The sequence below is a fragment of the Tautonia rosea genome (assembly GCF_012958305.1).
Taxonomy (GTDB): domain Bacteria; phylum Planctomycetota; class Planctomycetia; order Isosphaerales; family Isosphaeraceae; genus Tautonia; species Tautonia rosea.
The window spans coordinates 504,847-523,323 of the sequence record NZ_JABBYO010000004.1 but is presented as its reverse complement, the minus strand read 5'-3'; the positions used below and the strand labels follow the sequence as shown (position 1 = coordinate 523,323).

Genomic DNA, 18,477 nt, shown 5'->3' with positions numbered 1-18,477 from the left:
CGTGGGAAGCGGGCCTTGATCCATTTGGAACCTCATCTCCCACATCCATCAGCATCTGCTCGGTCGGTTCTTATCCTCGCTTGATCGTTCGAGGGAGCCGGGCGAAGTAGACACCCAGGTAAAGCGAAAGCAATGCAGCAAACAGGCACCAAATTGAAAAGAACGCATAACCGAAGGCGATCTGACTCACCAGTGACGAGGCCAGCACGGCCCCTCCAAAGATTTGCAGACGCCGATCGGAAAAGGCAAACGGAACGACGATAATCGCCAGGTAAACCACGCGCAGAACCATCTCGGGGATCACCTTCGAGATCGGAATGGCCCCAATCTGGTATTCGATCGAATGCCGGACCACTTCGATCGCAAGATAACGCTCGGGTTCGGTCACGATGGGAAGAAAGAGACTCGCTCCGAGTCCCATCCCGAGCGCCAGCAGGATCAGAAGGAACGGCCGGCCCCTTCGCTCGAAACACGCAAGACTCAAAGGGACCCACGCGGGCCAGAACCAGAAGGCGAAAAAAAGGAACGCCAGCGCGGCCGGAGAATCCGGTCGGGCCGCCCCCCGGCCGAGTTCCAGCCACACAAACCCCTCAAAAATCTGCTGAACCCCGAAGATCAACGGGATCGCTGCAAGGGCCAGCTTCGCTGGTTCCTTGCGCACCGCTTCTCGCACGCAATAAAGGCCGACCGGGATCAGGGCCGCGGAGGCCCCGAAACTCGCTTCTGCGCTGATGCACACAGAGAATTCCCTTCCAGCGGCCATGCCGCATCGGATCGAGGAGCCACTCACCCCTAGCGGAGGTGATCGCACTTCTGGTCGCCTCGGAATCAAGACTCCCCGGGCGAGCCTGACGTGATCCCCAGGTTTCCCAGAATCGAAACGCCTCAAGTGTCACAACCGCAAGCGCCCACCAAATTGTGAGCAATCGTTGAAGAATATCGCGCACGCCCATCGAATTGAAGAGGCTCGCCTTGAGACTCAACCGAGCGAATCCAAAGGCGCTCCACCTTTCTCCACCTCCAATCCGTCCCGCCAACAACTTGAGAATCGCATTGACGTAAACAATTCCAATGAACTTTCGATCCACCCTCAGTTCGAAAGAGCAATCCACGAAGCGGCAACCCACCGCCCCCCCGTACTCCTCAGTCTTCCAAAGTCGAAGACGAGGGCGCAGAGCGGTCTCCCTGGTCGCGAGTCAGTGGTTTCGGCGAATCGACCCGTCCGGTGGGCCGCTGGTTCACTCCGGGCCGGTCGCCGTCACCCAGGTCCGTGCGGGCCTCGTCGGCCAGGGCAAGCAGCAAGCGGACAACCTGAGGCTGATCGGCGGCGCAATCGATCGACTCGCCCGGGTCAATCGAGACGTCGAACAGGGCAGGGCGGCCCGGCTCAATCGCAGGATGAGGAGGTCTGATCCCTTCGCCCAGCGGCAAATACAGCTTCCAGGGCCCCGACCGAACCGCCTGCAAGTGCGGGCCCTCGTAGTAGAAGAACGCAACCGTGGGGGATCGGGCTCCAGGAGTCCCGAACAGCAGCTCGCGGACATCAAACCCGTCGAGGTGCCGATCCTTGGGAGGCTCAACCCCGGCCAGAGCAGCGAATGTGGGGAGGAAATCGAGCGTCGAGACCAGTTCCTCGCACGTCGATCCCGCCGGGATTTTGCCCGGCCATCGCGCCAGGCAGGGGACCCGCATCCCCCCTTCGGCGGTCGAATACCCCCAGCCGGCCATCGGGGCATTGCTCCCTTGCGGCGGATCGCGTCGCGGCGCTCCGTTATCCGACGTCCAGATCACCAGCGATTGCTCATCCAGCCCGAGTTCCCGTAGCGTTTCGATCACCTGGCCGAGCGACCAGTCAAGCTCCTCCACCGAGTCGCCATACGGTCCATTGGCCGACCGACCCCGAAACGCCTCACTCGCAAAGGGCGCAGCGGTTGAACCGGGCATCGTGTGAGGCATGTAGACAAAAAACGGCCGGTCACGATGTTGCTCGATGAACGCAATCGCCTCCTCCGTGCAACGTTTTACAAGCGTGTTGCGATCGACCGGAGCCTCGATCACCTCCTCATCCCTCAGCAAGGGCAGGGGGGGCCAGCCGCGTTCCTTCGCGACAGGAAGCGTATGCACCATGTCATCGCTGTAGGGAATCCCGAAAAACGTGTCGAACCCTTGCCGGGTCGGCAGGAATTCGGGTTGGTCCCCCAGATGCCACTTGCCGAAAATGCCGGTCGCGTACCCGGCCTCGCGTAAGACTTCGGCAATCGTCACCTCGTCCGGGTGCAGGCCAGTCGCCGATCGCGGCCGAAGCACCCGCCCCCCTTCGTGATCCTCGTGCATCGACAGACGCCTCGGGTAACATCCCGTCATCAGACTCGCCCGGCTGGGTGTGCAGACGCCCGAGGTGACATAAAAGTGCGTCAATCTCATCCCCTCGCTCGCCATCTGGTCGAGGTGAGGGGTACGGTGCAACTCCGATCCAAATGGCCCAATGTCGCCATATCCAAGGTTATCGACCGAGACAACAATCAGGTTCGGTGGCCGATCCTCGGCCGCCCGAAGCGTTCCCCTGCCCGCAAACCCGACCACAACCCCCAGCGTGACAACGCAACACGTCCGACTCCACCATCCCCATCTCATGAGTTAACTCCCTGAGTCTCGGACCAGATCGGCTGAAGACGATCCCAATACGTCCCCTTCCCTGGGTTCGATCGAGCGCGATGCGCCTCAGGCAAGACGGTATCGCCATCCCAATCGTCCGCACAACCGCCGAGACTCAATTCACACGTTCTCAATCACTCGCGCCGGGCCCAACCGAACACGCATCAAGACGCGCCTGGACCCTCAGCACCCGTCCCGTTACGATGCAAGGTTCACCGAGTCTCAAGCGATTGTCAAACAGACCCGCCCCCAAAACGAGCAAACCGCACGGGGTCATCGAGCCGTGATCGCCAAGGCTTCAGTTGAACGGGAGGAGACGCTGTGCCTGCACCGAAGGTCTTCTGGATCGGATGGGCAACCCTGGGCACGGCCCTCCTGATCGCCGGGCTTGATGTCGATCGGCTCCAGGCCGACGCTCAGCCCGATGACGACACACCTTCCTTCGAGACCCTCGCCGCAGACTTCGAACGGGTCGCCCGTCCTCTCCTTCAGACCTACTGCCTCGACTGTCACGACTCGGCCATTGCCGAGGCCGGCATCGACCTCGAACGGTTTGACGGGATTGACGACCTCCGCGCCGCCTCGCCGAACTGGCAGAAGGTCGCCCGTGTGCTCGACCTCGGCGAGATGCCCCCACCGGGAGCCGACCCGATCCCCTCGGGCGATCGCGACCAGCTCCGAAGCTGGATCGACCAGTTGCTCCGGGCCGAGGCCCAGGCCAATGCCGGAGACCCCGGCCCGGTCCTCCTCCGTCGCCTCTCGAACGCCCAGTACACCCACACCATCCGCGACCTGACCGGCCTCGACACCCTTGATCCAGCCCGCGAATTCCCCACCGACAGCGCCGCCGGCGAAGGCTTCACCAATGCCGGAGCCGCGCTGGTCATGTCTCCGTCCCTCCTGGAAAAGTACCTGGAGGCCGCCAAGCAGATCGCCGACCACGCCGTCTTGCTTCCCGATGGCTTCCGCTTCTCCTCCGGCACCTCGCGACGCGACTGGACCGACGAGGCGGTCGCCCGAATCAAGGACTTCTACGCCCGGTTCACCGCCGACAGCGGCGGCACTCCCGTCAACCTTCAGGGAATCGTCTTCGCCACGAACGAAGGGGGACGCCTGCCGCTGGAACGCTACTTCGCCGCTCTGCTCGACCACCGCGATCGCCTCCGCAACGGCGACCGCTCGATCGAGGCCGTGGCGTCCGATTACAACCTCAGTCCTCGCTATCTTCGCCTGCTCTTCGACAGTCTCGAAGACAAACCAGAGACTCCCTCCGCCGTGTTCGACCCGCTTCGGAGTGCCTGGCGATCCGCCGTTCCTGGCGATGCCGAGCGCCTGACCGGCATGGTCGCGCCCTGGCAAACCACCCTCTGGAGGTTCAACAGCGTCGGTCATCTCGGTAAGGTCGGCGGCCCAACCGCCTGGATGGAACCGGTCTCTCCCCTGGTCGATCGCCACGAGATTCGCCTCGACTTCCCTGACACTTCCGCCATCGACGTCGACGAGATCCTCGTGACGCTCGCCCTCACCGACGCCGGTGACGGCTCCACCGACGACCTCGCCGTCTGGGAACGTCCTCGGATCGTCACCCCTGGCCGCCCCGATCTGCCGCTCCGCGATCTCCGCGCCGTCGCTCATCGGCTTCAGTCCGGTCGAGATGAGGCCCTTGCGCATGCCTTCGCCTGCCTCGACGCCGCCTTCGCGTCGACTCAAGCAGCCGATCTCCCCGACCTCGACACCCTGGCCGCCGACCGAGGCATTCCCCGACACGTCCTCGACGCCTGGTTCAACTTCCTCGGAATCGGGGTCGGCCCACCGGAAATTCCCGCCTCATCCCTCCTCGCCACCCCAATCCGCAACGGCGGTGGCTACGACTTCGTCCGAGGCTGGGGAAACCCCGAGCTCCCCAACACCGTCGCCAATTCCTCCGATCAACATGTCCGAATTCCTGGGAATCTCCGTCCTCACGGGATCGCGGTTCACCCAACCCCCGACCTCCGCGTCGCGGCCGGATGGCGCAGCCCGATCCACGGCTCGATCACCCTTTCGTCAACCGTCCAGCATGCTCACCCCGAATGCGGCAACGGCGTGACCTGGCGTCTGGAACTCCGACGGCCCGGCACGCGCCGACGACTCGCCTCCGGCACCGCTCAGGGAACCGCTCCGGTTACCATTGGCCCGTTCGAGAAGCTTCCGGTTCAGCCCGGCGATCTCGTGGTCCTGAGCATCGGTGCGAGGGACGGCAACCATTCCTGCGACCTCACGGCCGTCGATCTGACCATCAGCTCCGACCGCTCGACCTGGGATCTTGCCGCCGACGTTTCGCCCGACATCGACGCCGGCAACCCCCACGCCGACCGCCTCGGCCACGACGCAGTCTGGCACTTCTTCACCGAGCCCGACTCCGACGCCTCAACCGATGCGACCATCCCCGCCGGTTCGCTGCTCGCCCAGTGGCAAGACGCTCCCGACCTCGAATCGGCCCGCCAGCTCGCCCATCAGATCCAGACCATGCTCGACCAGGGTCCACCCGACTCCCCCGGTGCCCCCGACGCCCTCCTGTTCCGACAACTCTCCTCGCTCCGCGGACCACTCCTTTCTCGAATCGGCTTTGGAGAACGAGCCCCGGCCGCACTCCCCGCCGCCGATGCCGACACCCCCCAGTTTGGGCTCGACCCCGATCGCTTCGGCCATGACCCCGAGGGCCAGCCGATCGACCCGCAGAGTCTTGGCGTCCGGGCACCGTCGCTCATCACGATCCGACTTCCCGCCGAGCTGGTCGCCGGCTCCCAGTTCGTCACCGAAGGTCGTCTCCTCCCCTCGTCCGGCGCGGAGGCAAGCGTCCAGTTCGTCGCCACGGTCGGAGCCCTTGATCTCCCTCCCGTACCGAAGCCCGATCGGCCCATCGTCATCGCCGAAGGCAGCCAGGCCCAGGCTCGCCTCGCGCGTGAGCTCGACGCTTTCCGCAGCCTTTTCCCCCCGGCGCTCTGCTATTCTCAGATCGTCCCGGTCGATGAGGTCATCACCCTGATGCTTCACTACCGAGAGGACGACCATCTCCGTCGCCTCATGCTCAACGACGCGCAGGCCGCCGAGCTGGACCGACTCTGGAACGAGCTTCGCTTCATCAGCCACGACGCATTAACCACCGTTGACGCCTTTCAGCAACTTCTCGAATACGCCTCGCAAGACGGCGACCCCTCCCTTTTTGAACCGCTCCGCCAGCCCATCGAAGCCGAGGCCGAGGCCTTCCGCACCGCCTTGATCCAGGCCGAGCCTCGGCAGGTTGACGCCCTGTTCGAGCTCGCCGCACGGGCCTACCGTCGGCCGCTTTCCGACACCGATCGCGAGGTGTTGAACCACCTTTACCAATCCCTTCGCCAGGAATCGCTCGCGCATAACGACGCCTTCCGCCTCACGCTCGCTCGCATCTTCATTGCTCCGAGTTTCCTCTACCGGGTCGAGCAGGCACCGCCGGTCGAGGGAACCGCTCCCCTCTCCAACTGGGAGCTGGCGAGTCGATTGAGCTATTTCCTCTGGGCCTCCGTTCCCGACGAGCCGCTTCGCTCCCAGGCCGCCTCAGGCGACCTGACCGACCCCGACGTTCTCGCCGCCGAGGCCCGCCGCATGCTCGACGACGACCGGGTCCGCCGCCTGGCCGAGGAGTTCGCCTGCCAATGGCTCCAGGTCTACGACTTCCCTTCGCTTGATGAGAAAAGCGAGCGGCATTTCCCCACCTTCGCCGCGCTTCGACCGGCAATGTACGAGGAAACGATTCGTTTCTTCACCGACCTGTTCCGCAACGATCGCCCTGTCTCGGCCCTCCTCGACGCCGATTACACCTTCTTGAACAATGAGCTTGCCCGTCACTACGGCATCGACGGCATCAACGACCCCGATTGGCAACGGGTCGACGGCATCCGACGCTTCGACCGAGGAGGCATCCTCGGCCTCGGCGCAACCCTCGCGAAGCAGTCGGGAGCCTCGCGGACCAGCCCCATCCTCCGGGGCATCTGGATCTCCGAGGTCCTGCTCGGCGAACCCCTCCCGAATCCCCCGAGCGACGTTCCCGACCTGCCCGACGACGAGACCGACACCGACGGCCTGACCGTCCGAGAACTTGTCGAGCGCCACACCCAGGACCCCCGATGCTCCGGCTGCCACGCCCGCATCGACCCCTTCGGCTTCGCCCTCGAAGGCTTCGACGCCATCGGCCGATCCCGAGCGTTCGACCTGGCCGATCGTCCCGTCGACACCCGGACCGTCCTGCCCGATCAGACCGAAATCGACGGCCTCGACGGCCTGCGCCAGTACCTCCTGACCGCCCGACGCGACGACTTCGTCCGCCAGTTCTGCCGGAAGCTGCTCGGCTATGCCCTCGGCCGAGGCGTCTTGCTCTCCGACGAACCCCTGCTCGACGAAATGCAGCGCCAACTCAAGGCGCATGATGAACGCGTATCGGCCGCCATCGAAACCATCGTGCGCAGCCCCCAGTTCCGCGAGATCCGCGGCCGGGGCCGTTCCTCTGCTGAATCTCAATAAATGATCATTTCCGTCAACGTGACCTGGTGTACTGATCCCCTCTCGCCGCGCTGATCGCCTTCCCCAATCCTTCGCCCGAGGAGTCGACCGATGAGCCCGCTTCTGCACTCCCGACGGACCTTCCTCCGAGGCGTCGGCGTCAGTATGGCCTTGCCCTGGCTGGAGTCGGTCCCCACCTGGGCCGACGACGTCCCCGAGGCCGTCTCCTCCGAGGGACCTCCCGTCCGTCTGGCGGTCCTCTTCTCCGGCAACGGCTTCCACAGCAAGGAGTGGTGGGCCAGGGGACAGGGCCGCGACATGGAGCTGGGCGCCGTCCTCCAACCGCTGACTGACTTTCGCGAGTCCCTTCTCTTTCTCCGAGGGCTCTACAATGCCGAGGCCCTGAAAGGAAACATCCACAGCTCCCAGACCGGTAACCTCCTTTCGGGCGCTCCGCTGGCCTCCGGCGGCGAGATCCGATCGGGCACCAGCGTCGATCAGGTCCTCGCCCGGCACGTCGGCAATCGCACGAAGGTCCCCAGCCTGGTTCTCGGTTGCGAGAAGTCAAACCCATCGGTACACAAGAACTATTCGATGCTCTACAGCTCTCACATTTCGTGGAGCTCACCCACCACCCCGACCCCCCTGGAACTCTACCCCGCCCTCGCCTTCGACCGCCTGTTCAAGGATGAGCCCCGCGCCGGCGACACAAGCGTGCTCGACTCGGTCCTGGCCGACGCGGGCGACCTCCGTCGCTCGATCAGCCTCTCCGATCGCCAGAAGCTCGACGAATACCTCGACTCGGTCCGCGAGGTCGAAACCCGAATCGAACACGCCGGCCGTCGCGGCGAGCTGCAAGGCTGGCGCCCCTCGCTCGATGCCCCCGACATCCCCCGACCCCCCGACGGAATCCCTCAGGACATCGGCGAACACATGCGCCTCATGGCCGACATCCTCGTCCTTGCCTTCCAGACCGACACCACCCGCGTCTGCACCTTGAAGCTCAACAACGACCACAGCTCGCTCCGGTTCCCGAACCTCGGTGTCGATTACATGATCCACCACCTCCTCTCGCACACCGACAGCGACGACTGGCTGAAGGTCAACCGCTTCTTCGTCGATCAGGTCGCTTACATCGCCCGACGGCTCGACGCCATTCAGGAAGGCGAACGGACCGCGCTCGACAATGCAATGCTCGTCTTCTGTTCCAGCATGCTCACCGGCAACCACGAGGCAAACCAGCTCCCCGTCATCACCCTCGGCGGCGCGGGTGGTCGGCTCAAAGGGGGCCGGGTCCTCGACTACCTCGACTCCCCGAACCGCAAGATGTGCAGCCTCTTCCTCAGCCTTCTCGACAAGGCCGGCATTCACCTCGACACCTTCGGCGATTCCGACGAACCGCTGGCCGAGGTCTAACCCTCCATCCCGCCCGTTCGCTCCACGCCTGATTCCTCCATCAACACGCTCCCCCAGTCACTCGCGGGGGAGCGTTCTCACATGCTCCGCGTTCGCGACCGACAGGCCAGCACCACCGGACACCCTCCGGTTCTCAAGCCGGCTCCCCACGATCTCCCCATCGTCCCCGGCGTTCCTCGCGCTCTCGTCGGGCGTCGAGCAGGTCCCGTCTTCACGAATCCTGCAATCGTCTCGGAGCAAGTGAGTCGCTCATGGACAAGATTGCCGGTGATCATCAGGATGGATCGCGTTTCTCGATCCAACGAACCGTGTTTCGTCCCGTAGGACGTTCTCTATGCTTACTGCCCTCTGGTTTATTGCCGGCCTGGTCGCGCTCGTTGTCGGGGCTGAAGTGTTCGTTCGGGGGGCCTCGACCCTGGCGGCGGCCTTGCGGATCTCACCGCTCGTCATCGGCCTCACGGTCGTCGCCTTTGGCACCAGCGCCCCCGAGCTGGCCGTTTCGTTGCAGGCAAGCCTTTCTGGTCAGGCCAACCTTGCCTTCGGCAACGTCGTGGGGAGCAATATCTTTAATATCCTGTTCATCCTCGGTCTCTCCGCCCTGATCACCCCCCTGGTCGTCGCTGGGCAACTGATCCGGCTTGATGTGCCGCTGCTGATCGGGGCGTCCTTCCTCCTTCTGGGCCTTGGTCTCGACGAGCGCATCGGCCGCGTCGACGGTCTCGGACTCTTTGCCCTGATCCTCGTCTACACCGCCTGGCTCGTCCGCCAAAGCCGCAAGGAAGGCCTTGAGGTCGAGCAGGAGTTCGCCAAGGAATACGGGGCCGGTTCGGCCCGCGCGAGAGTGGGTCAGCTCGTGTTCCAGGTGCTGCTGATGGTCGTCGGCTTGGCTCTCCTGGTCCTCGGGTCGAGGTGGCTGGTCGAGTCCGCCGTCACCTTTGCTCGGCTCCTGGGCGTCAGCGAGCTGGTCATCGGACTCACCATCGTCGCCGCCGGCACCTCCTTGCCTGAGGTCGCAACCTCCGTGATCGCCAGCCTTCGAGGCGAGCGAGACATCGCCGTGGGGAACGTCATCGGGAGCTGCCTGTTCAATATCCTTTGTGTCCTGGGACTCTCGGCGGCCATTGCACCCCAGGGAGTGTCCGTCCCTTCCGCTGCGCTCTGGTTCGATCTGCCGGTGATGGTCGCCGTCTCGGTCGCCTGCCTGCCCATTTTCGCCAGCGGCCACCGGATCGCTCGGTGGGAAGGAGCCCTGTTCCTCGGCTACTACGTCGCCTATACAATCCACCTCATCTTCGCCGCCCTGGAAACCGGTTGGCTCTCACCATTCCGGGTGTTGATGGTCGCCTTCGTCATTCCCCTGACGGTCATCACGCTGGCGGTCGTCGCCGTTCGAGAGTGGCGAGCCCGCGCCGCCGAGGTCTAGGAACCGAGACCTCCCCAAGCGTCACGAACGCCCTCCTGACGCATCCGGTTGCATCGCGAGCCGCCCGACCCCGTGAAAGGATCATCCCGATGAGCACCGCCTACACCTACGTCGCCGACCTGAATCAGGAATCCATTCCGCTTGAAGACGGCATCCTGAGTCACACCATCCATCAGGATGACCGCGTCAAGGCCGTGCTCTTTACCTTCGCCGCGGGTCAGGAGCTTTCCGAGCACACCGCCTCGACACCCGCCATCCTTCAATTCATCTCGGGAGAGGCGAAATTGACCCTGGGTCAGGAGATGCTCGACGCCCGGCCCGGCACCTTCGCCCACATGCCCGCCGGCCTCTCCCACGCGATCCAGGCAAAAACCTTAACGGTCATGCTCCTGCTTCTGCTCAAAGGATGATCGCCGCCAGCATCGGGTTCCTCCCGCCCGCGGATTCCCAATCCCGGTAACGCTCCCCAGCACTCTCTCGTCGAGCCAATCCCATGTCCGACGATCTGCCAGGCAAGGTCACGCCTCCGCTCCCGGAACCGAAACGACACACCGCTCCTCTCTCCCCCCCGCGCCGACCCCGATGGCAGCGCATCCTGATCCGGGCAATGGGCCTTGCCATCGCCGTCATCCTCACCTGGCTGATCCTCGCATATCTGATTCTTCCGGTGCTCTGGCGTCATTATGAACATCACCCGATTATGGAGCGTGCCCCCAAAATCACCCGAACCGCCCAGGGCATCCCCGGCGATCCGCTCAACGTCGGCCTCATCGGCTCCAAGGAAGAACTGATCCAATCCATGTTGAACTCCGGATGGGATGCCGCCGATCCGATCACCCTCCGATCCAGCCTCGCCATCGCTCGGAGCGTCTTGAGAAATCGGCCCGATGCCGATGCCCCCGTCAGCAACCTGTACCTCTTCGGGCGCAAGCAGGACCTTGCCTTTGAAAAACCGGTGGGAACGAGCGCCCGACACCGGCACCACGTCCGATTCTGGGAGTCGTCAGACTACGGCCGTGACGGCATTCCCCTCTGGATCGGAGCCGTCACCTACGATCGCAGTGTCGGGTTCAGCCGACGGACCGGGCAAATCACCCACCACATCGGCCCCGACATCGACGCCGAGCGCAACGGCCTCATCGCCGACCTGCAATCCCACGGCTGGCTCACCGAGGAATTCCAGGTCACCGGCGTCGGACCCACCCTTTCTGGCCGCAACGGCGGCGGCGATCGTTACTTTACCGACGGGGAATTGACGATCGGCGTCCTCGCCAGCAGCTCGGTTCCCGACCGATCACCCAGCGCTCTGAAGAACCCCGTCGCCATTCGCATCAAGGATCAGCTCTGGTCAGCCATCCGTCCCCTCCTGCAATCGCTCCCCGACCCTCAGGATCAGGATTCTCGCTGATCTTCTGTTGCCGACCCTCGGTGCGTCCGTCACGGCTCAACACTCGACAGTCAGACCCTCTCGACTGGCCCACTCCTTCACCAGGGAGAGGCAGGGCTCATCGGGTTCCTCGTTGCATTTCATGCTGGCCTGAACCACCGTCCTGGTCTTCGGATCGACCTCGATGGTCGCCAGTCTGCGCCGTCCCTCGGGACCCTCCAGCCCCAGCGACCAGATCGTCGAGCGCCTTCGCACGCAAAACTCGGTATAGGTGGCCACACAATGCTTCATCGCTTTTCCTTCGGCCGCCAGATCGTCGCTGTCGAGCAACTCCCGGATCGTCCAGGCCCGCGTCTCATCTTCGGCTCGCTGGTACTCCCGAATCTCCGAACGGTTCCATTCGAACCGTTTCCGCTCAGGAGCCTCCGGGCGTTGCTCCGCCTTCCACTCCTCCGCCCTTCGCAACAACGAGGTAACCGTGCACCCCTTGATCGACAGATCCGGCCGGGGCGGATCGATCGAGATTTCCGTGTCCTCGCCGACGATGATCGTGCGTTGCACAAACTTCTGATGGTTCAAGTACTCGACAATCAAATCAACGTGTGCCGGATCAAGACCTCGCGTCCTGAGAAATAGGTGGATCACCGACGTCCAGAACGCTTCGCCGAAAAACTCTCGACCCAGCCGGGTCGACGCAACCACCCGGGCAATCGTGTCCGAGCCTCCCAGTCCCCGGACCTGAGCCCATCGCAGCGCAAACCCGATGTCAAAGTGTGCCGGAGCAAGAGAAAATTCATAAGCCATGCGCTTCGTCAGTCGGATCGGGAACCCTGCGGTCCGCAGACTACCCCCCATTCCCACATGACGAAACCAGTGTCGCTGCCGATAGGCCCACCATCCCGACCCCGCAAACCAGGCCGAATGCATGACCGGCGGCACCGGATAGTTCGCAAGCAGGTGGTGGGCCAGCGACGAGAAGACGGAATGGGTCCCGCCCTCCCTCGGTTCCCACTGCTCCACCGGCCTGAGCCACGACCTTCGATACCCGACCAGGGCCAGCAACCCGCCCACAAGCCTTCGCAATGACTCCTCTTCGGCCCGCCCGGCAAACCGCGCCGGGCGCAGCAGATCCGATCGGCTCTGAACATTCCAGAGCAAGCGCGTCAACGCCCTTCGCTCCTTCACGCCTTCCGCTTCAGAACGCGCAAACCGAATCGCCTTGTCAATTTGCGATTTGACAAACTCTCGACGCGAGAATGATGCAGGCATAATGCTTCGCTCAGGAAAACCGTTGGGGACCTTCGGGACGGACGGACGGGGGACGACACCACCTCGTCACGTCACGTCACGGCCGGAACGATTGCCCAGAGCGTGCGCGGCAGATTCAGGTGGCGGACGCAGCAATGTGGTACGATGCCCAGATCGACATCATTTGGATGTTCCTCATCGTGACCTCCGTTTCGGGGACCGATCATCGTGTCTCGATGTCCAGAGACACCCCGGCCCCCTCTCAGGTTCGCCGCGCTCGTTCGCCCTCGTGGCAGAAATCCCAACCATCTCCGGCCCAGGACTCATCATGACTGCCCCCTCATCCCGCGATCCGTTCCTGCAAGCCGCGATCGACGAGGCCCGGCTCAGTCTCGACGAAGGGGGCATCCCCATCGGTTCGGTCCTGGTCCTCGACGATCGCATCGTCGGTCGGGGCCATAACCGCCGCGTGCAACAGAACAGCGCCATCCTCCACGCCGAAATGGACGCCATCGAGCGTGCCGGTCGGCTCAAGGCGAGCGACTACCGCCGGGCCGTGCTCTACACCACCCTCAGCCCGTGCCCGATGTGCTCGGGAACCGCCTTGCTGTACAAGATCCCCCGCATCGTCATCGGCGAGAACAGGACCTTCCGTGGCCCGGAAGACCACCTCCGCGCCCAGGGGATCGTCCTCGACGTGCGTGACGACCCTGAGTGCGTCCGCCTGATGTCGGACTTCATCCAGGCCCGGCCCGAACTCTGGAACGAAGACATCGGCGAGTAAGCTGTCTCCCGTCCGCTCAGTCCAGCCGGATCTCGGTTCGAACCCCCCGCACGTCCATCTCGTACTCGATCCCCACGATCGGCGGCCGGCTGAAGAACCATCGAATTCCGTGAATGGATGCCGATCCCATTGTATTCAAAATCACTTCAGACAAGAGCGCAACCACCGAATGAATCGTGTACACATCCACGGCGGTCACGCGATTCCAACCCACCCCCAGCCCTCGAAGCCGTCCCTCCATCAGGTTCATCACGAACCGCGCCTTCTCGGCAATCGCATCGGCATCGGTTTCGCCTCGACGAACGATTGCCACTTCCTCCAGCACCCCCTCGGGCAGTTCTCCCGCCCCGGCTACCACGAACGTCGGCGGTAGCGACCGGTCGCATGGTCTGGTATACGAGAATCCGTAGAACGAAGGTATCTCGGGCGCATCGACCTCCGGGGCCACGTTCGTTCTCGCCACCGGATTCACCTCTCCCAGGAACACGCCCCAGCCTTTCAAAGTCTCCGCATACGCTCTATTGAATGCGGCAAACCCCTCAAAACTGAACGGCCTGGGAGAGCGCAGCTCGACCCCACACAAGGCTGTCAGTGGCCTCCCTTCACCCTCCAGATGCGCTCGAATCCTCGCAAAGCCCTGCGCCTCGGGCACAGGACGCTCAAACGTCGCATGCACAATCTCGAACCCTTCGGCCGAGACCACGCCGCACGAGTACGGTTCGATCCCCGGCAGCGTGTGATAACCGCCGGTCGGATGGTGGAGCAATGACATCGAAAACGGTCCCAGGCGAGTGCGACACGGGTCAGTGGAAGACCGCGCTCGGTTCTTCACGCTCGCCAAGTCTACCCCGATCTTCGCTCCCCGTCAGCCGACACCCAGGCCTGAGGAAGCTCAACGGAGAATTCCGAACACTGGAGACCCCTCACTCACCCGATGCGCTCGGCCGAGCCGATCGGTGATGAGTGTCGCCGGATCGATCCCCAGCAGGTGCAGAACCGTCGCCTGCAGGTCCGGAGGCGACACCGGCGCATCGACCACCTCAGCCGCTCGGGCGTCGGTTGCCCCGAACACCGAACCCCCTCGAACGCCCCCACCAGCAACCAGTACGGTGTATGCGTGCGGCCAGTGGTCGCGGCCGTTGCCGTCGGTCGCCGTGTTCATCACCACCTGACCCACCCGCGGCGTCCGGCCAAATTCCCCCATCACCACCACCAAGGTCTCGTCCAGTAACCCCCGCGCCGAGAGGTCCTCAAGGAACGACGAGAGTCCCTGGTCCAGCGGCGGCACCAACCGCTCGCGGAGCGATCCGAAGTTATCCTGATGCGTATCCCAGAACGGCGACTTCACATCACTCCCGTCATCATGCCAGTTGACCTGCACAAGTCTTGTCCCCGCCTCGACCAGCCGCCGAGCGAGCAACAACCCTTGACCAAAAGGATGGCGTCCATAACGCGCTCGAATCGCCTCGGATTCTTCGTCGAGCCGAAACGCCCGCCGCACCCCCGTCGAGCCGATCAGGGCGAAGGCACGCTGCACAAGCTGATCCCGAACCTCCCCCTGCGCAGCCAGTTGATCAAGCCTCGCATCCAGCCGTTTCAGCAACCGACGACGCCCCTCAATCCGACCGGGGCCAACGTCGGGCGGCAACGTCATCACGTCGGGTTCGAAGTCGATTCCCTCGGGCGAGGACGACCGGACCAGCCACGGATCAAACGCCGACCCCAGAAACCCGCCTCGCTCGCCCGCATAGGCATCGGGCAGGTCGTTGAATCGGTTCCATCGCGGCAGCGTCACCGCGGCCGGTGCGCCGTCACTCCGGGGTAAGAGATGGCTGATCAATGCCCCGGGCCCCGGAAAATCGTCCGGTGTCGGAGGCGCATCCAGATCAGGACGCGAGTGCTTCTTCCCCGTCAGCATGTAATACAACCCCCAGCCATGTCGGGGGTGCTCATGCCTCATCGACCGGATCAGACAGAAGTCCTCCGACCGCCTTGCCAGCCGAGGAAGATGCTCGCACAGGTCCATTCCTGGCGTCGCCGTGGCAATCGGCCGAAACTCACCCCGAAACTGCTCAGGAGCCTCGGGCTTGAGATCAAACAGGTCGATCTGACTCGGGCCACCGAACAGATAAATTAACACGCACGACTTCGCCCGACCAAAACCCTCCTGCGCCGACGCCGCACACGCTCCCCGACCCAGAAGCTGAGGCAAACCCAACCCCAGGGCAGCAAGACCCCCGATCCGAAGCACCTCGCGGCGCCTGGGTCCATCACAGGCCCGATGTGTGTTGCCGAGGATGCGAAACATACCCACGCACCTTACAAAAGCGCAACGCCTCGCACAACCGCCCCCATCGGTTCCTCTCCCGCGTCAGCCCGATCGCAACCGCTCCGCCGCCTCTCGTGCATAATACGTCAGCACACCATCCGCTCCCGCACGTTTAAACGCCAGCAAGCTTTCCATCATCGCCTTGTCGCCGTCAAGCCAGCCCCGATCCCCCGCGGCTCGAATCATGGCATACTCCCCACTCACCTGATAGGCGTACGTCGGCAAACCGAACGTCTCCTTCACCCGGTGGACAATGTCAAGATACGGCATGCCAGGCTTGACCATCACCAGATCGGCCCCCTCGGCAATATCGAGCGCCACCTCGCGCAATGCTTCATCGCTGTTGGCCGGGTCCATTTGATAGGTCTTCTTGTCCCCCGATCCCAGATTCCCCGCCGAACCGACCGCGTCGCGAAACGGACCATAAAAGCTGGAGGCATACTTGGCCGCATAGGCCAAAATCTGCACATACTCGAACCCCGATTCATCGAGCGCCCGCCGGATCGCCCCCACCCGACCGTCCATCATGTCGCTCGGCGCGATCACGTCGCAACCCGCCTCGGCCTGGACCACCGCCTGGCGGCACAGCACCTCGACTGTCTCATCATTAACCACATAACCGTCGCGCACCAAACCGTCCTGCCCGTGGCTGGAGTACGGGTCGAGCGCCACGTCGCAGATGATCCCTACCCCGCACACCTGTTCCTTGACCGCGCGGACGGCCCGGCACACGAGGTTCTCGGGGTTCAGCGCTTCTTCGGCGTCCGGCGTCTTCAACGCCGGATCCGTCGCGGGGAAAATCGCGATGGCCGGAATCGTTAGCTCGGCCGCCTTCGCCGCGGCCTCAACCAATCGGGGGATCGACAACCGTTCCACCCCCGGCATCGACGGCACCTCCTGCCGGTCTCCCGGCCCGTCGAACACGAACAACGGCCAGATCAGGTCATCGACACTCAGGTGATGTTCCGCCACCAACCGCCGCGACCAGTCCGCTCGTCTCACGCGACGCGGACGCGTGGTTGGGTACTGGCCAGGGTTCTCGGGCAATCGGGGTCCGGGCATGGGATCGTCTCAGGAGCAAGAGGTCGCCTCAACCGTCTCGACCCATCATAGCCCCCGCTCCTCCCCCTCATCCACCGTCCGGCCCGATCCCTGACCACCCACGATACCTCCAGGCGAGGCCTCCCTGCCAACGCCCCGAGGTTCTCAACACTCACACAAGGTCACTCAAACGAATGGCACTTAGATTTTCGCAACTCCTTTGAGCATGCGAAGCTTGATCTCCCGCCGTGGCTCCGTCAGGCGGCCGTACCCCTTCACCCTAAACTTGGACATTCGGGGCTCGAACCGGCCCGGCCGGTCCGCGACCCGGTGCACGGCGATGGCCCCGAGCAGGTGCCCGTACAACTCCGCACGGTGGCACGCGCCGCGGTGGCCCCGGTAGGCGATCAGCGGCCGGAACGCCTCCAGCACCTGCAGCGTCGCCTTGAAGCTGATCGTCCGCGGCGGCACCCCCTCACCGGCTGCGGCCTGCGCCATCACCGTACGGATCAGGTTGGACGCAAGGACGTGGGCCCAGATCTCCTTTTGCGGACCAGCTCCGGCGTCTTGCAGCGCAGCAAGTCCATCTGGAGCGTCTGCTTCAACGACCTCAAATCGAGCTCATTGTTCCACCTGGCAAAGTAGAGCGACCCCAGTTCCTCCCGGGTCGCCCGCTCGGGGTCCAGGATCGTCGTCACCACCACGATCGACCGGGTCCGGAACCCCGGCTGCTCCACCCGGACGCGGACCTCGCGGACGGTGATCGCCTCGGGCAGCGCGTTGTAGGTCTCCCGGTCCACCGAGCGGATCGACGTCGGCTTCCGCCAGACGACGAGGTGGTCCTCCCGGCCCAGCCGCTTCCCCCTGCGGAAGTCGGCCCGGCGGTGCGCCGACAGGCGGCTGACGGTGTCGACGCCCCGCTGCTTGAGCAGGTGCATGCCGACCCAGCCCGACATCAGGCGGTCGCCCAGCAGGACGTCGCCGGGCCGCAACACGTCCCAGATCCGCCGCAGCAGGCTGACCTCGCCCTGGCCCTTGCCGGCGTAGCGGCAGACGCCCAGCTCGAGGATCGCCCCGCACGACAGCGAGATGATCGCCCCGATGCGGGCGATCGCAAAGTTGGTCCCGGGCGTCTGGTTGTAGGCCAGCGGGTACTCCTGGCGATTCTCCTCGGTGTCGGGCATCGCGACGGTCGAGCCGTCGAAGAGGCAGACGCGGCGGCCCTTCCAAAGCCACCGCGGATCGACCTGTGCGTCGAGGTTCCGCCCAACGAGTCGGGCGACCGCGGCGAAGAACCGCTCGGGCAATCGTTTCCTCGCCTGGCAGTAGGCGCCCGTCTCGGAACTGCACGGTGGCAGCCCCTCGGCGACGCGATGAGCGATCAGGCGGGCGACCGCCGCGCGGCAGGACTGGTCGGCGTTGAGCACCTGACCGAGGAAGGTCCAGAGGGTCACCAGCGGGGTGTAGATCCGGTCGTTCCAGGGGGCCTTGATCTCGGCCATCGCCGCGGAGAGGCCCCCCTCCGGGAGGACCTCGGCAAAGGGGAGGCCTCCTCCCTGGAGGAAGCACTGGCGGAGGAGGTCGACCTGCTGCCGGAGACGTCCTTGAGAGGGGGCTCGCATCGTGCTGGCTCCGAGTCAGAGAGGGGTGCCCATGCCCCATCAGAGCCAGAACGA

The 18,477-nt window shown here is 64.2% G+C and carries 14 protein-coding genes; 6 read left to right on the top strand and 8 right to left on the bottom strand.

The window, feature by feature from the left end:
- Positions 1–70: 70 nt before the first annotated feature.
- Both HG800_RS09645 and HG800_RS09640 read right to left on the bottom strand, forming a co-directional pair.
- Positions 71–763, bottom strand: coding sequence for a DUF6629 family protein (locus HG800_RS09645; RefSeq protein ID WP_169976228.1), 693 nt, complete (start codon positions 761–763; stop codon positions 71–73).
- Between the two features lie 380 nt (positions 764–1,143).
- Positions 1,144–2,634, bottom strand: a complete 1,491-nt coding sequence (locus tag HG800_RS09640) for a sulfatase family protein (protein ID WP_169976226.1) — start codon at positions 2,632–2,634, stop codon at positions 1,144–1,146.
- Between the two features lie 342 nt (positions 2,635–2,976).
- On the opposite strand from HG800_RS09640, the gene HG800_RS09635 reads away from it, so the two are divergent.
- The 5 genes from HG800_RS09635 to HG800_RS09615 all read left to right on the top strand — a co-directional run bounded on the left by HG800_RS09635 (position 2,977) and on the right by HG800_RS09615 (position 11,420).
- Positions 2,977–7,194, top strand: a complete 4,218-nt coding sequence (locus tag HG800_RS09635; protein ID WP_169976224.1) for a DUF1592 domain-containing protein — start codon at positions 2,977–2,979, stop codon at positions 7,192–7,194.
- Positions 7,195–7,284: 90 nt separating this feature from the next.
- Complete coding sequence (locus HG800_RS09630) at positions 7,285–8,589, top strand: DUF1552 domain-containing protein (RefSeq protein WP_169976222.1); 1,305 nt, start codon at positions 7,285–7,287, stop codon at positions 8,587–8,589.
- Positions 8,590–8,923: 334 nt separating this feature from the next.
- Positions 8,924–10,012: a calcium/sodium antiporter gene (locus HG800_RS09625; RefSeq protein ID WP_169976220.1), complete on the top strand. Its 1,089-nt coding sequence runs from the start codon at positions 8,924–8,926 to the stop codon at positions 10,010–10,012.
- An 89-nt stretch (positions 10,013–10,101) separates the two neighbouring features.
- The gene (locus tag HG800_RS09620) at positions 10,102–10,422 is read left to right on the top strand and encodes a cupin domain-containing protein (RefSeq protein ID WP_169976218.1); all 321 of its coding nucleotides are present in this window, start codon (positions 10,102–10,104) and stop codon (positions 10,420–10,422) included.
- A gap of 83 nt (positions 10,423–10,505) precedes the next feature.
- Positions 10,506–11,420 (top strand): LssY C-terminal domain-containing protein, encoded by a 915-nt coding sequence (locus tag HG800_RS09615; protein ID WP_169976216.1) that lies wholly within the window; start codon positions 10,506–10,508, stop codon positions 11,418–11,420.
- A 36-nt stretch (positions 11,421–11,456) separates the two neighbouring features.
- On the opposite strand, the gene HG800_RS09610 is transcribed toward HG800_RS09615, so the two are convergent.
- Entirely contained in the window at positions 11,457–12,566 is a 1,110-nt protein-coding gene (locus HG800_RS09610) for a PcfJ domain-containing protein (protein WP_169976214.1), read from the bottom strand.
- Between the two features lie 409 nt (positions 12,567–12,975).
- On the opposite strand from HG800_RS09610, the gene HG800_RS09605 reads away from it, so the two are divergent.
- A complete protein-coding gene (locus HG800_RS09605) occupies positions 12,976–13,431 on the top strand; it encodes a nucleoside deaminase (protein WP_169976212.1) in 456 nt (151 codons plus the stop codon).
- 16 nt (positions 13,432–13,447) lie between these two features.
- Here HG800_RS09605 and cnbZ read toward each other — a convergent pair whose 3' ends face one another.
- From cnbZ to HG800_RS09580, 5 genes are all read right to left on the bottom strand, one after another.
- Complete coding sequence (gene cnbZ, locus HG800_RS09600; protein WP_169976210.1) at positions 13,448–14,203, bottom strand: 2-amino-5-chloromuconate deaminase CnbZ; 756 nt, start codon at positions 14,201–14,203, stop codon at positions 13,448–13,450.
- A 120-nt stretch (positions 14,204–14,323) separates the two neighbouring features.
- A complete protein-coding gene (locus HG800_RS09595) occupies positions 14,324–15,739 on the bottom strand; it encodes a DUF1501 domain-containing protein (RefSeq protein ID WP_169976208.1) in 1,416 nt (471 codons plus the stop codon).
- Positions 15,740–15,802: 63 nt separating this feature from the next.
- A complete protein-coding gene (gene hemB, locus HG800_RS09590; protein ID WP_169976206.1) occupies positions 15,803–16,822 on the bottom strand; it encodes a porphobilinogen synthase in 1,020 nt (339 codons plus the stop codon).
- Positions 16,823–17,002: 180 nt separating this feature from the next.
- Positions 17,003–17,299, bottom strand: coding sequence for a hypothetical protein (locus HG800_RS09585; protein WP_169976204.1), 297 nt, complete (start codon positions 17,297–17,299; stop codon positions 17,003–17,005).
- Between the two features lie 11 nt (positions 17,300–17,310).
- Complete coding sequence (locus HG800_RS09580) at positions 17,311–18,423, bottom strand: IS4 family transposase (protein WP_169976202.1); 1,113 nt, start codon at positions 18,421–18,423, stop codon at positions 17,311–17,313.
- Between the last annotated feature and the right edge of the window lie 54 nt (positions 18,424–18,477).

Coding starts and splice junctions, on each gene's coding strand:
- HG800_RS09630 (WP_169976222.1), top strand. CDS start 7,285: ATGAGCCCGCTTCTGCACTCCCGACGGACCTTCCTCCGAGGCGTCGGC.
- HG800_RS09580 (WP_169976202.1), bottom strand. CDS start 18,423: ATGCGAGCCCCCTCTCAAGGACGTCTCCGGCAGCAGGTCGACCTCCTC.
- HG800_RS09595 (WP_169976208.1), bottom strand. CDS start 15,739: ATGTTTCGCATCCTCGGCAACACACATCGGGCCTGTGATGGACCCAGG.
- cnbZ (WP_169976210.1), bottom strand. CDS start 14,203: ATGTCATTGCTCCACCATCCGACCGGCGGTTATCACACGCTGCCGGGG.
- HG800_RS09625 (WP_169976220.1), top strand. CDS start 8,924: ATGCTTACTGCCCTCTGGTTTATTGCCGGCCTGGTCGCGCTCGTTGTC.
- HG800_RS09620 (WP_169976218.1), top strand. CDS start 10,102: ATGAGCACCGCCTACACCTACGTCGCCGACCTGAATCAGGAATCCATT.
- HG800_RS09640 (WP_169976226.1), bottom strand. CDS start 2,634: ATGAGATGGGGATGGTGGAGTCGGACGTGTTGCGTTGTCACGCTGGGG.
- HG800_RS09645 (WP_169976228.1), bottom strand. CDS start 763: ATGGCCGCTGGAAGGGAATTCTCTGTGTGCATCAGCGCAGAAGCGAGT.
- HG800_RS09585 (WP_169976204.1), bottom strand. CDS start 17,299: ATGGCGCAGGCCGCAGCCGGTGAGGGGGTGCCGCCGCGGACGATCAGC.
- HG800_RS09605 (WP_169976212.1), top strand. CDS start 12,976: ATGACTGCCCCCTCATCCCGCGATCCGTTCCTGCAAGCCGCGATCGAC.
- HG800_RS09615 (WP_169976216.1), top strand. CDS start 10,506: ATGTCCGACGATCTGCCAGGCAAGGTCACGCCTCCGCTCCCGGAACCG.
- hemB (WP_169976206.1), bottom strand. CDS start 16,822: ATGCCCGGACCCCGATTGCCCGAGAACCCTGGCCAGTACCCAACCACG.